Source organism: Streptomyces sp. NPDC058619 (assembly GCF_042717785.1).
Lineage (GTDB): Bacteria > Actinomycetota > Actinomycetes > Streptomycetales > Streptomycetaceae > Streptomyces.
In genome coordinates this window covers 221,441-238,081 of sequence record NZ_JBHXQN010000008.1, presented here as the reverse complement: position 1 = coordinate 238,081, position 16,641 = coordinate 221,441, and the positions used below count along the sequence as shown (strand labels likewise).

Sequence of the window (16,641 nt, the reverse complement as noted above, 5' to 3'; positions counted from 1 at the left end):
AAGCTCTTCGAGGCCGACGCCTACCGCGAGTACCTGGAGCTGCACGGCCTGTCCGTCCAGCTCGCCGAGGCCATGGCCGAGTACTGGCACGCCCGTGTCCGCTCCGAGCTCGGATTCGGCGGCGAGGACCCGTCCAAGGTCGAGGACATGTTCGACCTGAAGTACCGCGGCGCCCGCTTCTCGCTGGGCTACGGCGCCTGCCCCGACCTGGAGGACCGCGCGAAGATCGCCGAACTCCTCCAGCCGGAGCGGATCGGCGTCCACCTCTCCGAGGAGTTCCAGCTCCATCCGGAGCAGTCCACCGACGCCATCGTGATTCACCACCCCGAAGCAAAGTATTTCAACGCACGCTGACGCGGGCCGACGTACACTTGTCGGTCCCATACAGGCCGGTCGCCTGTTCCCCCGGGGATGCCCCGCGGGAAGAGGTGACCGGCCTTCTCGTCCCTACTGAGAGGTGCGCGCATGACGAGCACGGTTCCCGCTCCCGTCGCCCGTACGGCCGACGGCTCGGCCCTCCAGGCGGTGCTGCTCGACATGGACGGCACCCTCGTCGACACGGAGGGCTTCTGGTGGGAGATCGAAGCCGAGATCTTCCGCGAACTCGGACACCGGCTCGACGACGCCTGGCGGGACATCGTCGTCGGCGGCCCCATGAGCCGCAGCGCCGCGTTCCTGATCGAGTCCACCGGCGCGGCCATCGAGCTCGCCGAGCTGAGCGTCCTGCTCAACGAGCGCTTCGAGGCCCGCATCGCCGACCGGGTGCCGATCATGCCCGGTGCCGAGCGGCTGCTGGCCGAGCTGGCCCAGCACAACGTGCCCACCGCCCTCGTCTCCGCCTCCCACCGCCGGGTCATCGACCGGGTGCTGCTCACCCTCGGCCGCGACCGCTTCACGATGACGGTCGCCGGCGACGAGGTCGCGCGCACCAAGCCGCACCCGGACCCGTACCTGCACGCCGCGGCCGCCCTCGGCGCGCACCCCTCGCGCTGCGCCGTCATCGAGGACACCGCCACCGGCGTGGCCGCCGCGGAGGCCGCGGGCTGCCGGGTCGTCGCCATCCCCTCGGTCGGGATGATCGCGCCGGCCCCGGGGCGCACGGTCGTCCACTCGCTGGAGGACGTCAACCTGGCGTTCCTCCGCTCCCTGATCGCCCCGATGAACTGAACGCACACGGCACTGCACGCTCTGTACCGAATGGAACACCCGCGAGATCCGGGTCCGACGGAAGGATCTTCCGTCGGAGGCCCCGGAGGCTGAAATTCCACGCGTCCCGGGGCGGTCGTCCGGGTGACCTTGGTCACCCGCCCGACCCCGCGCAGGCCTGCCCGAGGGCTCCTGCGCCTTCCCTTGTGTCCGGATTGATCAGCTCCTGACCGAATCTGCGCGGACTTCCACATGAACAACCAGTCCGCTCCCATCACCGTGCGATTACGCCCCAAGTCCGGCCAGTTCAAGCCATCCCGCCCCGGCCCACTAATGTCAGCGAGGGCACTGCGCCGCACCTCAGCCGTCCCGGACACACACCCCTGTGCCGGTACCGCGTGGACCGATCGTCATACCACCGGCCCGATCGTTCCGCCCTGAACGGGCGACCGCCGCGAAGTGCCCTTTACGCCGCTTTGAGCAAGTGCCGGTTACAGGGAGTTCTTCCAGCATGAACCGCAAGACCATGGTGCTGACGGCCGCGGCCGGACTGCTCACGCCCACGCTCGCCGCATGCGGCAGCGCCAGCGGCGGAGGAGCGGGATCCGGAGCGATCGTCGTCGGGACCACCGACCGGTTCGAGGCCGCCGAGTTCGCCCCCGCCCCGTTCGACCCGGCGTACGCCTACGACGCCGGAGCCTGGAACGTCCTGCGCCAGACCGTCCAGACGCTGATGCACACCCCGCGCGGCGGCGGCCAGCCCGTCCCCGAAGCGGCCTCCGACTGCCGCTTCACCGACACCGGCAACGAGAGCTACCGCTGCACCCTGCGCCCCGGCCTCAAGTTCGCCGGCGGCGACCCGCTCACCGCGAAGGACGTCAAGTTCTCCATCGAGCGCGTCCTCGCCATCAAGGACGAGAACGGCCCCTCCTCGCTGCTCTCCACCATCGACACCGTCGAGGCCAAGGGCGCCGACACCGTCGTCTTCCACCTGAAGACCCCGGACGCGACCTTCCCGTACAAGCTCTCCACCCCCGCCGCGGGCATCGTCAGCGCCAAGGACTACGACCCGAAGAAGCTCCGCGAGGGCTTCTCCGTGGACGGCTCCGGCCCCTACACGATGAAGCCCGAGGTCAAGGACAACCACCTCGTCCGCGCGGTCTTCACCAAGAACCCGAACTACAAGGGCGACCTGAAGGTCCAGAACGACAAGGTCGAGCTCCGCACGTATCCCGACTCCGCCGGCATGGGCAGGGCCCTCACCGACGGCTCCGTCCACGTGGTCTCCCGCACCCTGGCGCCCGCCCAGATCACCGAGCTCTCCAACAAGCCGCCCAAGGGCGTCCGGCTCGTCCCCCTGCCCGGCCTGGAGATCCGCTACCTCGGCTTCAACACCGAGGCACCGGTCGTCAAGGAGAAGGCCGTACGCCAGGCCCTCGCCGCCGCCGTCGACCGCAACGCGGTCATCACCAAGGTCTACGGCAAGGCCGCCCAGCCGCTCTACTCGCTGGTCCCCACCACCGTGCCCGGCCACGTCAACTCCTTCTTCACCAAGTACGGCGAGACCAACACCGCCAAGGCCGCCGGCCTGCTGAAGGACGCCGGGATCAAGACCCCGGTGAAGCTGACGCTGAACTACACCACCGACCACTACGGTGACGGCACCGCGGCCGAGTTCGAGGCCCTCAAGGCCCAGCTGAACTCCACCCACCTGTTCGACATCACCGTCCAGGGCAGCGACTGGGCCGACTTCCGGCCCGCGCAGAAGAAGGGCGACCACGCCGCCTACGGGCTCGGCTGGTTCCCCGACTACCCGGACGCCGACAACTTCCTCGCCCCGTTCCTGGAGCAGGACAACTTCCTGGGCACGCCGTACGCCAACGCCGCGGTGCGCACCAAACTCATCCCCGAATCCCGCCGGGCGGTCGACCGCAGCGTCGCCCTCCCCGCGATCACGGAGATGCAGGACATCGTCGCCGAGGACGTACCCGTCCTGCCCCTGTGGCAGGGCAAGCAGTACGTCGCCGCACGCGACGGGATCACCGGAGTGGAGTGGTCGGTCAACGCCATCTCCGACCTCCAGCTGTGGGAACTCGGCCGAGGTGTCAGCGGCTGAGACCCGCAGGGAACCGGCAGCGGGTGTCGCAGGCCGGCGCAACGATTCGTCAAGACTGTGAAGGATTCGCGTGATGAGACGTAACCAGTGGTTGGCGGCCCCGCTCGGCGCAGCCACCGCCGCCGCGCTGCTCAGCGGTTGCGGTTCGACCGACGGCTCCAATGCCGGAAGCGGCAAGGGCGTGGTCATGGGGATATCCGACAAGGTGAAGTCGACGGACCCCGCGTCCGGCTACGACCCCGGCTCCTGGCTGCTGTTCAACAACGTCTTCCAGTCGCTGTTGAGCTTCCCCAAGGGCGGCACCACGCCGGAACCCGACGCCGCGCAGGCCTGCGCGTTCGAGGGCGGCGAGAGCAAGGTGTACAAGTGCACCCTGCGCGGCGGCCTGAAGTTCAGCAACGGCAACAGCCTCACCGCCAAGGACGTCAAGTACTCCTTCGAGCGCACGCTGAAGATCAACGACGACAACGGCCCCGCCGTGATGCTCTCGTCGATCGACGGCATCGACGCCCCCGACGACAAGACCGTCGTCTTCCGGCTGAAGACGTCCGACGCGACCTTCCCGAGCAAGATCGCGTCGGGCGCGGGTGCCATCGTCGACCGCACCGAGTACCCCGCCGACAAGATCCGCAGCGACGGCAAGGCCTTCGGCTCCGGCGTCTACAAGCTGGACTCGATCAACGACAAGAGCGCCAGCTTCTCCGTCAACGAGTCCTACAGCGGCAAGGCCAAGCCGAAGAACTCCGGCGTGACCATGAAGTTCTTCAACGAGGACCAGGCCGCCCTCCGCAAGGTCCTGGAGAGCGGCGACGTCGACTTCGCCTTCCGCGGCCTCGCCGCCAAGGACATCGCCGGCCTCGCCAACAAGACCGGCGACCAGAAGGTCGAGGTCGTCCAGGGCGCCGGCGCCGAGGTCGAGCACCTCGTCTTCAACATGAACGACCCGGTCGCCGGCAAGCTCCCCGTCCGCAAGGCCTTCGCCTACCTCATCGACCGCGAAGCGCTCGTCAAGGACGTCTACGACGGCACCGCGACCGCGCTCTACTCGATCGTCCCGGCCGGCATCGCCTCGCACAACACGGCCTTCTTCGACCGCTACGGCGGCAGCCCCCAGCCCGACAAGGCCAAGGCCGTCCTGCGCGCCGCGAACATCAAGGACAAGGTGAAGATCACCCTGTACTCGACGCCGTCGCGCTACGGCCCCTCCACGGACGAGGAGTTCGCGCTCATCGCCAAGCAGCTCAACGACAGCGGACTCTTCGAGGCCGACGTCAAGTCCGTCGAGTACGAGCAGTACGAGAAGGACATCCAGGCCGGCAAGTACGGCGTGTACGTCAAGGGCTGGGTGCCGGACTACCCCGACGCCGACAACTTCACGCAGCCGTTCTTCGGGCCGGACAACGTCCTGCAGAACAACTACGACAACAAGGAGATCACCGGGACCATCATCCCGTCGACCTCCGCGAAGTCCGACCGCGCCGCCGCGAGCACCGACTTCAACCGTCTCCAGGACATCGTCGCCGAGGAGATCCCCCTCCTGCCCCTGTGGCAGGGCAAGCAGTACGCGGTGACCCGCCCCAACGTCACCGGCCTCCAGTGGTCGCTCGACGCCTCCACCGTCTTCCGCTTCTGGGAGATCAGCAAGGGCTGAGCGGCCCCGCCGCCACCCGGCCGGCCATAGCGGGCCAGCCGGGAGCGCACGCGAAGAACGGGCCGGGCCCGGGACCCTCAGAGGTCCCGGGCCCGGCCCGTCCGCACACCCGCCGGCCGCTTACTGGGCGCCGGGCCGCACCAGACCGCTCTCGTACGCGTAGACCGCCGCCTGCACCCGGTCGCGCAGGCCCAGCTTCGTCAGCACGTGACCCACGTGCGTCTTGACCGTCGTCTCGCTCACGAACAGGTCCGCCGCGATCTCCGCGTTCGACAACCCGCGGGCCACCAGCTTCAACACCTCGACCTCGCGCTCGGTCAGCGTCCCCAGCGTGTCCGGAGCACTGTCCTCGCCCGACGGCAGGTGCCCCGCGTACTTGTCCAGCAGCCGCCGCGTGATGCTCGGCGCGAGCATCGCCTCGCCCGCCGCGACCACCCGGATCGCCTGCACCAGCTCGTTCGCCGGCGCGTCCTTCAGCAGGAACCCGCTCGCCCCCGCCCGCAGCGCCTCCACCACGTACTCGTCCAGGTCGAACGTCGTCAGCACCAGCACCTTCGCCGGACCGTCCCGCCCCGGACCCGTGATCTGCCGCGTCGCCTCCACCCCGTCCATCCGCGGCATCCGGATGTCCATCAGCACCACATCGGGCTGCAGCGCCCGCACCCGGTCCAGCGCCTGGAGACCGTCCCCGGCCTCACCCACCACCGCCAGCCCCGGCTCGGCCTCCAGGATCATCCGGAAGCCGGTGCGCAGCAGTGGCTGGTCGTCGACCAGCAGGACGCGGATCGCCACGGGGTCTCCCTCGTATTCGTCGGACGGCTCGGCGGACGCCGCCCATTGTGCCCTGACCGCCCGATCAGCCCTCCGCCGGGCGTACCGCCGCCTCCACGACCGCATCCGCGGCCGGCTCCGCCCGGGCCCCCGGAACCTCCCCGCGACGGCCCGGCGACACCTCCAGCGGATACACCGGGGGAGTCCCCCCGAACTCCGGACACACCGCCTGATGATCACACCAGCCGCACAGCTTCGTCGGCCGCGGACGCCAGTCACCCGTCTCCGTCGCCTCCCGGATCGCCTCCCACAGCGCGAGCAGCTTGCGCTCCACCCGCTCCAGGTCCGCCACCACCGGGTCGTACGTCAGCACGTCCCCACTGCCCAGGTACACCAGCTGGAGCCGCCGCGGCACCACCCGCTTCAGCCGCCACACCACCAGCGCGTAGAACTTCATCTGGAACAGCGCACCCTCGGAGTACTCCGCCCGCGGGGCCTTCCCCGTCTTGTAGTCGACGATCCGCACCTCTCCCGACGGCGCGACGTCCACCCGGTCGATGATCCCGCGCAGCCGCAGCCCCGAATCCAGCTCCGTCTCCACGAAGAACTCCCGCTCCACCGGCTCCAGCCGCGTCGGGTCCTCCAGCGTGAACCACCGCTCCACCAGCGCCTCGGCCTCCGTCAGCCACCGCGCCAGCCCCGCCCCCGCATCGTCCCGCGGGAACAGCTCCGCCAGCTCCGGCTTCGCCTCCAGCAACCGGTCCCACTGCCCCGGAACCAACGCCTTCGCCCGCGGCACCGTCCGCTCCGTCGCCGGATGATCGAACAACCGCTCCAGCACCGCGTGCACCAGCGTCCCCCGGGTGGCCGCCGCACTGGGCTTCTCCGGCAACCGGTCGATCACCCGGAACCGGTAGAGCAGCGGACACTGCATGAAATCGCCGGCCCGCGAAGGGGACAGCGACGTGGGCGCCACAGCGCGCCGCGCCGCGTCGGCATCGGCTGCGCCTGGCACGGCACCGGAGCTCGTCGTCATGGACAAAACCCTACGACCCGCGACCGACAGCACGCGCATACCATCGACTCCGGGGCCCCGCGCACTGCATGATCGGAGCACCACACCCCACCGAAACGCGACACCGGCCCCACCCGCACCACCGGAAACACGATCCCCCGGACTACGACCGCGGGAACCCCCAGAACGAAGGACAGCCGTGGCAGACACCGACGAAACCGGCGAGCGCGGAGGACGGCGCTCCGGACCGGGCGGCGGACTCCTCATGGGCCGCCCCTTCGGCGTACCCGTCTACGTCTCGCCCAGCTGGTTCCTCGTCGCCGCCCTCATCACCTGGGTCTTCGGCGACCAGCTCGACCGCATCCTCCCCGACCTCGGACCCGCCCGCTACCTGGTCTCCCTCTTCTTCGCCGTCGCCTTCTACGCCTCGGTCCTCGTCCACGAACTCGCCCACACCGTCGCCGCCCTGCGCTTCAAACTCCCCGTGCGCCGCATCCGGCTCCAGTTCTTCGGCGGAGTCTCCGAGATCGAGAAGGAGTCCGAAACCCCCGGCCGCGAATTCATCCTCGCCTTCGTCGGCCCCCTCCTCTCCCTCCTCCTCGCCCTAGCCTTCTACCTCGGCATGAAGGCCGTCGACCCCGCCACCGTCCCCGGCGTCCTCCTCGCCGGACTCATGATCTCCAACCTCCTCGTCGCCGCCTTCAACCTCCTCCCCGGCCTCCCCCTCGACGGCGGCCGCATGCTCCGCGCCGTGATCTGGGGCATCACCGGCAAACCCATGGCCGGCACCGTCGCCGCCGCCTGGATCGGCCGCGCCCTCGCCGTCGCCGTCCTCCTCGGCCTCCCCCTCCTCACCCACACCGGCGCCCTCGGCACCCGCACCGACTCCATCGGCGGCATGGACACCGTCATGGACGCCCTGCTCGCCGCGATCCTCGCCGCCATCATCTGGACCGGAGCCGGCAACAGCCTCCGCATGGCCCGCCTGCGCGAACACCTCCCCGACCTGCGCGCCCGCACCCTCACCCGCCGCGCCATCCCCGTCGAGAACGCCACCCCCCTCTCCGAAGCCCTCCGCCGGGCCAACGAAGCCGGCGCCCGCGCCCTCGTCGTCGTCGACGGACAGGGCGACCCCACCGCCATCGTCCGCGAGACCGCCATCGCCTCCGTCCCCGAACACCGCCGCCCCTGGATCGCCGTCAGCACCCTCGCCCAGGACCTCACCGACGGCATGCGGGTCTCCGCCGACCTCAACGGCGAAGAACTCCTCGACCACCTCCGCGCCACCCCCGCCACCGAATACCTCGTCCTCGAACCCGGCGGCGAGATCTACGGCGTCCTGTCCACCCTCGACGTCGAAAAGGCCTTCGTGAAGGCCATGGCGCGGCCCCAGTCCTGAACCCAATACACTGGTCACATGTCCGAACCGACCGGTGCCGCCCGCCGACGCGGGCCCTTCGAGGTCGGGGACCAGGTTCAGCTCACCGACCCCAAGGGCCGCCACTACACGTTCACGCTCGAAGCCGGGAAGAACTTCCACACCCACAAGGGTTCCTTCCCGCACGACGAGCTGATCGGTGCTCCCGAGGGCAGTGTTGTCCGTACCACGGGCAACGTCGCGTACCTCGCGCTGCGTCCCCTGCTCCCCGACTATGTCCTGTCCATGCCCCGCGGTGCCGCCGTGGTCTACCCCAAGGACGCGGGCCAGATCCTGGCCTTCGCCGACATCTTCCCCGGCGCCCGCGTCGTCGAGGCGGGCGTCGGATCCGGCTCCCTGAGCAGCTTCCTGCTGCGCGCCATCGGCGACCAGGGCATGCTCCACAGCTACGAGCGCCGCGCGGACTTCGCCGAGATCGCGACCGCCAACGTCGAGCGGTACTTCGGCGGCCCGCACCCCGCGTGGCAGCTGACCGTCGGCGACCTCCAGGACAACCTGTCCGACACGGACGTCGACCGCGTCATCCTCGACATGCTCGCCCCCTGGGAGTGCCTCGAGGCCGTCTCCAAGGCCCTGGTCCCCGGCGGCATCCTGTGCTGCTACGTCGCCACCACCACCCAGCTCTCGCGCACCGTCGAGTCCATCCGCGAGTTCGGCTGCTACGCCGAGCCGCAGCCGTGGGAATCGATGATCCGCAACTGGCACGTGGAAGGCCTCGCGGTCCGCCCCGACCACCGCATGATCGGCCACACCGGCTTCCTCGTCACCGCCCGCCGCCTCGCCGACGGCGTCGAGCCGCCCATGCGCCGCCGCCGCCCCGCCAAGGGCGCGTACGGCGACGACTACGACGGCCCCGGCAGTCAGTCCGGCGGCGCGGCCGACCGCGCGGCCGAGCGCGGCTGACCCGCGACCCAACACGAAGGCGCTGCGGCGCAGTTCCCCCGACGATCCGGGAACTGCGCCACAGCGCCTTTTCGTTGTCATGTACGTCGGGCCGGCCCGCCCGGACCCAGCCGTTCCGCCGCCGTGTGAGGTGTGGCACGATGCTGGCTCCCCGTCACCCTTCGCACAGGAGACACCCCGCGTGCTGCACAGCCCCACCGAGCCGGCGCCAGCCTCGGAAACCCTCGCGCACAGCGGCACCAAGCCCGCCCACTGGCTCGCCACGGCCACCGCCGTCGCCGCCGTCATAGCCGCCGCGGGACTCGTCCAGCCCGCCGCCGGCGCACCGACCGCGACCGCCCCCGCCGCGAACGGGCCACAGGCCGCCGCCCCCGCCGTCACCGCGGACGCCCCCGACGCCGCGGCCGTCACCTACCCGCTCGACTGCAAGGGCGCCCCCCAGACCGTCGCCGCCACCGCCCAGGGCGACCTCGACGGCGACGGCCGCCCCGAAACCGTCGCGGCCGTCCGCTGCGACGCTGGTTCGGGCACCCCGCCCCATGCCCTCTACGTCCTCACCCGGGACCGCACCGAAGGCGCACCACCCCGGGTCGTGGCCACCCTCCTCGACACCGGCCGCCGCCAGACCGCCACCGACCTCACCGTGAGCGACGGCGCCGTCACCGCCACCCTCCTCGGCTACTCCTCGCCCGAGGTCCCGCGCTACAGCCCCGACGTCAAGAAGCTCGCCAAGTGGCGCTGGACCGGCGGAAAATTCCGCCAGGAGCTGACGGACCCGTCCGTCAAGAGTGTTTGAACCGTCACCCGGCGTCGGGACCGAAGACTTCCACCCTGTCCGAAACGCGCCTTACGTGAATGCAGTCACCCGGACATTCCTTCACCGAGTCCACCACGTCCTGGAGCAGCGTCAACGGAACCGGAGTCGTCGCCCCCGCGTCCTGCAAGAGCTCGTCCTCACCGCTCTTCACATACGCCAGACCGTCGATGTCCAGCTCGAACACCTCCGGCGCGTACTGCGCGCAGATGCCGTCCCCGGTGCAGAGGTCCTGATCGATCCAGACCTCAAGGGGCTCTCCGGCCTCACCGACGCCGCCCGTCGGAGCCTCCTGCTGCACGGTCATATCTCCTGCCGTTTCCTGCGCTGAGTGATCCACCCCGGTCACAACGCGCGGCAAGTCGCGCGGGCTCTGACGGGTGTTGAACACTTCGACCTTACAACCGGGCGCATCCCGAGTTTGAGGGGTGGGTATTTCCTTGGCGTGAGGGAGTACGCAAGGGTGAAGATCGGACACACCTCTACCGTCTTTGTGATCTAGGGGTTTCAATCACCACCAGCCCAGGTAGGGTCAGGAAGCGTCCAGCTCCCCTTGGAGGAGGTGAGGACCGTGGCAGCCCACGACGACGACATCAACCGCGGCATCCGGCCCGGGCGAGGGTCTGAGGACCCCGCCGGCCAGGTTGCCTTTCTCGAGCAGGAAATCGCCGTCCTGCGACGTAAGCTCGCCGACTCTCCGCGACACACGAGGATTCTCGAAGAGCGGATCGTCGAGCTACAGACAAATCTGGCCGGCGTCTCCGCTCAGAATGAACGACTCGCAAACACGCTCCGCGAGGCCCGCGACCAGATCGTGGCCCTCAAGGAGGAAGTCGACCGGCTCGCACAGCCGCCGGCCGGTTTCGGTGTCTTCCTGCAGGCCAACGAGGACGGCACCGTCGACATCTTCACCGGGGGCCGAAAGCTCCGCGTGAACGTCAGCCCCAGCGTCGAACCGGAAGAGCTCCGGCGCGGCCAGGAGGTCATGCTCAACGAGGCCCTCAACGTGGTCGAGGCCATGGCGTACGAGCGGGCCGGGGACATCGTCACCCTCAAGGAGATCCTCGAGGACGGCGAGCGCGCCCTGGTGGTCGGGCACACCGACGAGGAAAGGGTGGTGAGGCTCGCCGAGCCGCTCCTGGACATCACCATCCGCCCCGGCGACGCCCTCCTGCTCGAACCCCGCTCCGGCTACGTCTACGAGGTCGTCCCCAAGAGCGAGGTCGAGGAACTCGTCCTCGAAGAGGTCCCGGACATCGACTACGACAAGATCGGCGGCCTGGGCGACCAGATCGAGCTGATCCGCGACGCGGTCGAGCTCCCGTACCTCTACCCGGACCTCTTCAAGGAACACGAACTGCGGCCGCCCAAGGGCATCCTGCTCTACGGCCCGCCCGGCTGCGGCAAGACGCTCATCGCCAAGGCCGTCGCCAACTCCCTTGCCAAGAAGGTCGCCGAGGTGACCGGCCAGCCCGCCGGGAAGTCCTACTTCCTGAACATCAAGGGCCCCGAGCTCCTCAACAAGTACGTCGGCGAGACCGAGCGGCACATCCGCCTCGTCTTCCAGCGCGCACGGGAGAAGGCGAGCGAGGGCACCCCCGTCATCGTCTTCTTCGACGAGATGGAATCCCTCTTCCGCACCCGCGGATCCGGAGTCAGCTCGGACGTGGAGAACACCATCGTCCCTCAGCTGCTCGCCGAGATCGACGGCGTGGAAGGCCTGGAGAACGTCATCGTCATCGGCGCCTCCAACCGCGAGGACATGATCGACCCGGCCATCCTGCGCCCCGGCCGCCTCGACGTGAAGATCAAGATCGAGCGTCCGGACGCCCAGGCGGCCAAGGACATCTTCGCGAAGTACCTCAAGGCCTCGCTGCCCCTCCACCCGGACGACCTGTCCGAGCACCAGGGCTCGACCGCCGGCACCGTCCACAGCATGATCCAGACCGTCGTCGAGCAGATGTACGCCGAAACCGAGGAGAACCGCTTCCTCGAGGTCACGTACGCCAACGGCGACAAGGAAGTCCTTTACTTCAAGGACTTCAACTCGGGCGCGATGATCCAGAACATCGTGGACCGTGCGAAGAAGATGGCCATCAAGGACTTCCTCGAGCACAACCAGAAGGGCCTCCGCGTCGCCCACCTCCTCCAGGCTTGCGTGGACGAGTTCAAGGAGAACGAGGACCTGCCCAACACCACCAACCCCGACGACTGGGCCCGGATCTCCGGAAAGAAGGGCGAGCGGATCGTATTCATCCGCACGCTCGTCACCGGAAAGCAAGGCGCGGACACCGGACGCTCCATCGACACGGTGGCCAACACCGGTCAGTACCTCTGACGAAGCGGAGCGGCTGCGGATGCCCTCCCCGGGCATCCGCAGCCGACTGCTTTACCGACTGCTTTTCAGCCGGGGACCACGCACATTCAATGACGGAAACGATCTCCCCACGAGCGCTCAGTGGTCATAGGCTCTTCCGTACCGCCGGACGCGCAGTGCGGGGACGGGCACCGCACAGACACACGCACCGGAGCACCAGCGGTACTTGAGCGCCGCCCCCGAAGGGGGGCGCCGCCGGGCAAGGAGGGCCGCATGACCGTACGGCGAGTAATGGGGATCGAGACGGAGTACGGGATCTCCGTCCCGGGGCACCCGAACGCCAATGCCATGCTCACCTCGTCCCAGATCGTCAACGCCTACGCGGCGGCGATGCACCGGGCGCGACGCGCCCGCTGGGACTTCGAGGAGGAGAATCCGCTGCGGGACGCCCGCGGCTTCGACCTCGCCCGCGAGGCCGCCGACAACAGCCAGCTCACCGACGAGGACATCGGCCTCGCCAACGTCATCCTCACCAACGGCGCACGGCTCTACGTCGACCACGCGCACCCCGAGTACAGCTCGCCCGAGATCACCAACCCGCTCGACGCCGTGCTCTGGGACAAGGCCGGCGAGCGGATCATGGCCGAGGCCGCCGTACGGGCGGCCCAGCTGCCCGGAGCGCAGCCGATCCACCTCTACAAGAACAACACCGACAACAAGGGCGCCTCCTACGGCACGCACGAGAACTACCTGATGAAGCGGGAAACCCCCTTCTCGGACATCGTGCGCCACCTCACCCCCTTCTTCGTCTCCCGCCAGGTCGTCACCGGCGCGGGACGCGTCGGCATCGGCCAGGACGGCCGCGAACACGGCTTCCAGATCAGCCAGCGCGCGGACTACTTCGAAGTCGAGGTGGGCCTGGAAACCACCCTCAAGCGCCCCATCATCAACACCCGCGACGAACCCCACTCGGACGCCGAGAAGTACCGCCGCCTCCACGTGATCATCGGCGACGCCAACCTGTCCGAGATCTCCACCTACCTCAAGCTCGGCACGACGGCCCTGGTCCTGTCCATGATCGAGGACGGGTTCATCAACGTCGACCTCGCCGTGGACCAGCCGGTGCGCACCCTGCACCAGGTCTCCCACGATCCGGACCTGAAGTACCTGATCACGCTGCGCAGCGGGCGGACGCTGACCGCCGTACAGCTCCAGATGGAGTACTTCGAGCTGGCCAGGAAGTACGTGGACGAGCGTTTCGGCTCCGACGTGGACGAGCAGACCCGCGACGTGCTGGCCCGCTGGGAGGACGTACTGGGCCGGCTGGAGACCGACCCGATGAGCCTGTCGGGCGAGCTGGACTGGATCGCCAAGCGGGAGATCCTGGAGGGCTACCGGCGCCGGGACGGGCTGGAGTGGGACGCGGCCCGGCTGCACCTGGTGGACCTCCAGTACGCGGACGTACGGCCGGAGAAGGGCCTGTACAACCGCCTGGCGGCCCGCGGCAAGATGCGGCGGCTCCTGGAGGAGCCTGCGGTCGACCGGGCCCAGAGCAAGCCCCCGGAGGACACCCGTGCGTACTTCCGCGGCCGCTGCCTGGAGCAGTACGCGGACGACGTGGCGGCGGCCTCCTGGGACTCGGTGATCTTCGACCTGCCGGGCCACGACTCCCTCCAGCGGGTCCCCACGCTGGAGCCGCTGCGGGGCACCCGGGCCCACGTGAAGGAGCTCCTGGACCGGTGCCGCACGGCGGAGGACCTGGTGCGGGTGCTTTCGGGCCGCTGATTGCGGCTGAAAGGCCCCGGGTCCGGGAATCATGAGAACAGCCGGACGTTATGCCGGGACCTTTTGAACAACTGCGGGGACGAATGTCGGACCCTCCTTGTAGGGTCCGACGTAAGGTCTGATCTTGAGGGAGCCCCGAATCCCGGGGTCCCTCGACGTGAGCGTGCGAACCGAGCGGGGTGAGGTAGACATGGCGACCAAGGACACCGGCGGCGGACAGCAGAAGGCGCAGCGCTCGACCGAGGAGGTCGAGGACGCGGCGGTCGAGGAGACCACCGACCTCAAGGAGCGCCAGGAAAAGCTCTCCGACGACGTCGACTCCGTACTTGACGAGATTGACGATGTCCTCGAAGAGAATGCTGAGGATTTCGTGCGGTCGTTCGTTCAGAAGGGTGGCCAGTAGGCCATTTGACCTTCGAAACGAAGGTGGGGGCGGGGTGGTTGTCCGACGACACGAAACGGTGCTCGCGATGCAAGCAGGACAGGCCGCGCGCGGAATACGCGAGCAACCGGTCGGTGCCCGACGGTTTACAGGCCTATTGCCGCATCTGCTCGGCTGAGTACTACAAGCAGCGCCAGCAGGCAAAAGGCAGGACGGTGCGGGTGAAGGTGCCCGTGCCGTCCGGTCACAAGCGGTTTCCTCAGTGTGAGGAGATCAAGCCGCACTCCGAGTGGGAGCGGAACAAGACAACCCCGGACGGATGGTCGAGCTATTGCCGTTCGTGCCGTGCGCAGCGCAACAGGGCGAGTTATTTCAAGCGGAAGTACGGAATCACCGAGACCCAGCGCGAGGAGATGATCGCCGCTCAAGGCGGTGTCTGCGTGATCTGCCGACAGGCTTCGGCGGAGCATGTTGATCACGATCATCAGACGGGTAGGGTCCGGGGCGTGCTGTGCTTCAGCTGCAACGCAGCCTTGGGGCAGTTCAAGGATCGGCCGGACGTCATACGGCGTGCAGCCGCTTACGTGGAAGGAAACCTGTGGAACCCAACACTCGTAGCACAGGGCGTCTACCGGCAGCCTTCCTGACGCCGGGCTCGTCCTCCTTCATGGATTTCCTGGGCGCGCACTCGCCCGACATGCTGCCCGGCAACCGCAGGTTGCCGGACGGGGTGATCGAGGCGCCGCACGGGACGACCATCGTGGCCGCCACCTTCCCCGGCGGGGTCGTGCTCGCCGGTGACCGGCGGGCGACCATGGGGCACATGATCGCGCAGCGGGACATCGAGAAGGTGTTCCCGGCGGACGAGTACTCCGCCGTGGGCATCGCCGGCACCGCCGGCCTGGCCGTGGAGATGGTCAAGCTGTTCCAGCTGGAGCTGGAGCACTTCGAGAAGGTGGAGGGGGCGACCCTTTCGCTGGAGGGCAAGGCGAACCGCCTGTCCACCATGATCCGGAGCAATCTGGGCATGGCGATGCAGGGGCTGGCCGTCGTACCGCTCTTCGCGGGGTACGACGAGGCCAAGGAGAAGGGCCGGATCTTCTCCTACGACGTGACCGGCGGCCGCTCGGAGGAGCACGGCTTCGCCGCCACCGGGTCCGGTTCGATCTTCGCGCGCGGCTCCATGAAGAAGCTGTACCGCGACGACCTGACGGAGCAGCAGGCCACCACCCTGGTCGTGCAGGCCCTGTACGACGCCGCCGACGACGACTCGGCGACGGGTGGTCCGGACCTGTACCGCCGGATCTTCCCGATCGTCACCGTCATCACCGACGAGGGCTTCCGCAGGCTCAGCGAGGCCGAGTCCTCGGAACTCGCCCGCGCCATCACCGAACGGCGCATGGAGCAGCCCGACGGCCCGCGCGCCGCCCTGCTCTGACCATCCGCCGCCCCGTAGGAGCCCAGAAGAAAGGGACGGACAGCCGGTGTCGACTCCGTTCTATGTGTCACCCCAGCAGGCCATGGCGGACCGGGCGGAATACGCCCGCAAGGGCATCGCCCGCGGTCGCAGCCTCGTCGTGCTCCAGTACGCCGACGGCATCGTGTTCGTCGGCGAGAACCCGTCTCGCGCGCTGCACAAGTTCAGCGAGATCTACGACCGGATCGGCTTCGCGGCCGCCGGCAAGTACAACGAGTACGAGAACCTGCGGATCGGCGGTGTGCGCTACGCGGATCTGCGTGGATACACCTACGACCGCGACGATGTGACGGCCCGTGGGCTGGCGAACGTCTACGCCCAGACGCTCGGCACCATCTTCTCCTCGGCCGGCGAGAAGCCGTACGAGGTGGAGCTGGTGGTGGCCGAGGTCGGGGCGACAGCGGCGGGCGACCAGATCTACCGGTTGCCGCACGACGGGTCGATCGTGGACGAGCACGGCTCGGTCGCGGTCGGCGGGAACGCCGAGCAGATCAGTACCTTCCTGGACCAGCGCCACCGGGACGGGATGACCCTGGCCGAGGCGTTGAAGCTGGCGGTGCAGGCGCTGTCCAGCCAGGCGAACGGTGCCGACAAGGCGATTCCGGTGGAGCGGCTGGAGGTCGCGGTGCTGGACCGGACGCGGGCGCAGCAGCGCAAGTTCAAGCGGATCCGGGGACGGCAGCTGGCGCGGCTGCTGGAGGCGGATGTTCCGGCTGCGGCGCAGGCGGATGCCGTGTCGAACGACGAGGCGCCGGAGGACGACGCCGAGTAGCAGCCGAGTGGCAGTGGTCCGGGGAGCCCCGGTCCGTCCCCGTGTGGGGTGGGC

Annotated in this window: 16 protein-coding genes; 13 read left to right on the top strand and 3 right to left on the bottom strand. The window is 68.9% G+C overall.

Features of this window, described 5'->3' with window-relative positions:
- From ACFWTC_RS11570 to ACFWTC_RS11555, 4 genes are all read left to right on the top strand, one after another.
- Nucleotides 1-354 (top strand): vitamin B12 dependent-methionine synthase activation domain-containing protein (locus tag ACFWTC_RS11570; protein ID WP_384074153.1); only part of this gene is annotated, 354 nt, incomplete at its 5' end.
- Between the two features lie 111 nt (nucleotides 355-465).
- Nucleotides 466-1,167 (top strand): HAD family hydrolase, encoded by a 702-nt coding sequence (locus ACFWTC_RS11565; protein WP_383927458.1) that lies wholly within the window; start codon nucleotides 466-468, stop codon nucleotides 1,165-1,167.
- A gap of 490 nt (nucleotides 1,168-1,657) precedes the next feature.
- Nucleotides 1,658-3,262, top strand: a complete 1,605-nt coding sequence (locus ACFWTC_RS11560; protein ID WP_383927461.1) for an ABC transporter substrate-binding protein — start codon at nucleotides 1,658-1,660, stop codon at nucleotides 3,260-3,262.
- A gap of 73 nt (nucleotides 3,263-3,335) precedes the next feature.
- Entirely contained in the window at nucleotides 3,336-4,913 is a 1,578-nt protein-coding gene (locus ACFWTC_RS11555) for an ABC transporter substrate-binding protein (protein WP_384029396.1), read from the top strand.
- 120 nt (nucleotides 4,914-5,033) lie between these two features.
- Here ACFWTC_RS11555 and ACFWTC_RS11550 read toward each other — a convergent pair whose 3' ends face one another.
- Together ACFWTC_RS11550 and ACFWTC_RS11545 are read right to left on the bottom strand one after the other, a co-directional pair.
- Complete coding sequence (locus ACFWTC_RS11550; RefSeq protein ID WP_383927467.1) at nucleotides 5,034-5,705, bottom strand: response regulator; 672 nt, start codon at nucleotides 5,703-5,705, stop codon at nucleotides 5,034-5,036.
- A gap of 64 nt (nucleotides 5,706-5,769) precedes the next feature.
- Nucleotides 5,770-6,618 (bottom strand): RecB family exonuclease, encoded by an 849-nt coding sequence (locus ACFWTC_RS11545; protein WP_383927569.1) that lies wholly within the window; start codon nucleotides 6,616-6,618, stop codon nucleotides 5,770-5,772.
- Nucleotides 6,619-6,898: 280 nt separating this feature from the next.
- On the opposite strand from ACFWTC_RS11545, the gene ACFWTC_RS11540 reads away from it, so the two are divergent.
- From ACFWTC_RS11540 to ACFWTC_RS11530, 3 genes are all read left to right on the top strand, one after another.
- Nucleotides 6,899-8,098: a site-2 protease family protein gene (locus ACFWTC_RS11540; protein ID WP_384029398.1), complete on the top strand. Its 1,200-nt coding sequence runs from the start codon at nucleotides 6,899-6,901 to the stop codon at nucleotides 8,096-8,098.
- An 18-nt stretch (nucleotides 8,099-8,116) separates the two neighbouring features.
- Entirely contained in the window at nucleotides 8,117-9,040 is a 924-nt protein-coding gene (locus ACFWTC_RS11535) for a tRNA (adenine-N1)-methyltransferase (protein WP_383927473.1), read from the top strand.
- Nucleotides 9,041-9,221: 181 nt separating this feature from the next.
- Nucleotides 9,222-9,836 carry a hypothetical protein gene (locus ACFWTC_RS11530; protein ID WP_384029400.1) on the top strand — a complete coding sequence of 205 codons (615 nt, stop codon included), beginning with the start codon at nucleotides 9,222-9,224 and terminating at the stop codon, nucleotides 9,834-9,836.
- A 4-nt stretch (nucleotides 9,837-9,840) separates the two neighbouring features.
- On the opposite strand, the gene ACFWTC_RS11525 is transcribed toward ACFWTC_RS11530, so the two are convergent.
- Nucleotides 9,841-10,161: a ferredoxin gene (locus tag ACFWTC_RS11525; RefSeq protein ID WP_383927478.1), complete on the bottom strand. Its 321-nt coding sequence runs from the start codon at nucleotides 10,159-10,161 to the stop codon at nucleotides 9,841-9,843.
- Nucleotides 10,162-10,425: 264 nt separating this feature from the next.
- Between ACFWTC_RS11525 and arc the strand changes: the two genes are divergently transcribed.
- The 6 genes from arc (at nucleotide 10,426) to prcA (ending at nucleotide 16,587) form a co-directional block, all read left to right on the top strand.
- On the top strand, nucleotides 10,426-12,192 hold the full coding sequence (arc, locus tag ACFWTC_RS11520) for a proteasome ATPase (RefSeq protein WP_383927481.1): 1,767 nt from the start codon (nucleotides 10,426-10,428) through the stop codon (nucleotides 12,190-12,192).
- Nucleotides 12,193-12,444: 252 nt separating this feature from the next.
- Nucleotides 12,445-13,956, top strand: coding sequence for a depupylase/deamidase Dop (gene dop / locus ACFWTC_RS11515; RefSeq protein ID WP_383927484.1), 1,512 nt, complete (start codon nucleotides 12,445-12,447; stop codon nucleotides 13,954-13,956).
- Between the two features lie 190 nt (nucleotides 13,957-14,146).
- The gene (locus ACFWTC_RS11510) at nucleotides 14,147-14,359 is read left to right on the top strand and encodes a ubiquitin-like protein Pup (RefSeq protein WP_383927487.1); all 213 of its coding nucleotides are present in this window, start codon (nucleotides 14,147-14,149) and stop codon (nucleotides 14,357-14,359) included.
- 38 nt (nucleotides 14,360-14,397) lie between these two features.
- The gene (locus ACFWTC_RS11505) at nucleotides 14,398-14,985 is read left to right on the top strand and encodes an endonuclease VII domain-containing protein (protein WP_383927490.1); all 588 of its coding nucleotides are present in this window, start codon (nucleotides 14,398-14,400) and stop codon (nucleotides 14,983-14,985) included.
- On the top strand, nucleotides 14,937-15,776 hold the full coding sequence (prcB, locus tag ACFWTC_RS11500) for a proteasome subunit beta (RefSeq protein ID WP_383927493.1): 840 nt from the start codon (nucleotides 14,937-14,939) through the stop codon (nucleotides 15,774-15,776). Before ACFWTC_RS11505 ends, prcB begins: the two co-directional genes overlap by 49 nt.
- A gap of 46 nt (nucleotides 15,777-15,822) precedes the next feature.
- Nucleotides 15,823-16,587, top strand: coding sequence for a proteasome subunit alpha (gene prcA, locus ACFWTC_RS11495; protein ID WP_383927497.1), 765 nt, complete (start codon nucleotides 15,823-15,825; stop codon nucleotides 16,585-16,587).
- Nucleotides 16,588-16,641: the final 54 nt, after the last annotated feature.

What these genes read in the sequence shown, in the direction of transcription:
- ACFWTC_RS11545 (WP_383927569.1), bottom strand. Translation starts at nt 6,618, where the DNA reads ATGCAGTGTCCGCTGCTCTACCGGTTCCGGGTGATCGACCGGTTGCCG.
- ACFWTC_RS11555 (WP_384029396.1), top strand. Translation starts at nt 3,336, where the DNA reads ATGAGACGTAACCAGTGGTTGGCGGCCCCGCTCGGCGCAGCCACCGCC.
- ACFWTC_RS11560 (WP_383927461.1), top strand. Translation starts at nt 1,658, where the DNA reads ATGAACCGCAAGACCATGGTGCTGACGGCCGCGGCCGGACTGCTCACG.
- ACFWTC_RS11535 (WP_383927473.1), top strand. Translation starts at nt 8,117, where the DNA reads ATGTCCGAACCGACCGGTGCCGCCCGCCGACGCGGGCCCTTCGAGGTC.
- dop (WP_383927484.1), top strand. Translation starts at nt 12,445, where the DNA reads ATGACCGTACGGCGAGTAATGGGGATCGAGACGGAGTACGGGATCTCC.
- ACFWTC_RS11525 (WP_383927478.1), bottom strand. Translation starts at nt 10,161, where the DNA reads ATGACCGTGCAGCAGGAGGCTCCGACGGGCGGCGTCGGTGAGGCCGGA.
- ACFWTC_RS11510 (WP_383927487.1), top strand. Translation starts at nt 14,147, where the DNA reads ATGGCGACCAAGGACACCGGCGGCGGACAGCAGAAGGCGCAGCGCTCG.
- ACFWTC_RS11565 (WP_383927458.1), top strand. Translation starts at nt 466, where the DNA reads ATGACGAGCACGGTTCCCGCTCCCGTCGCCCGTACGGCCGACGGCTCG.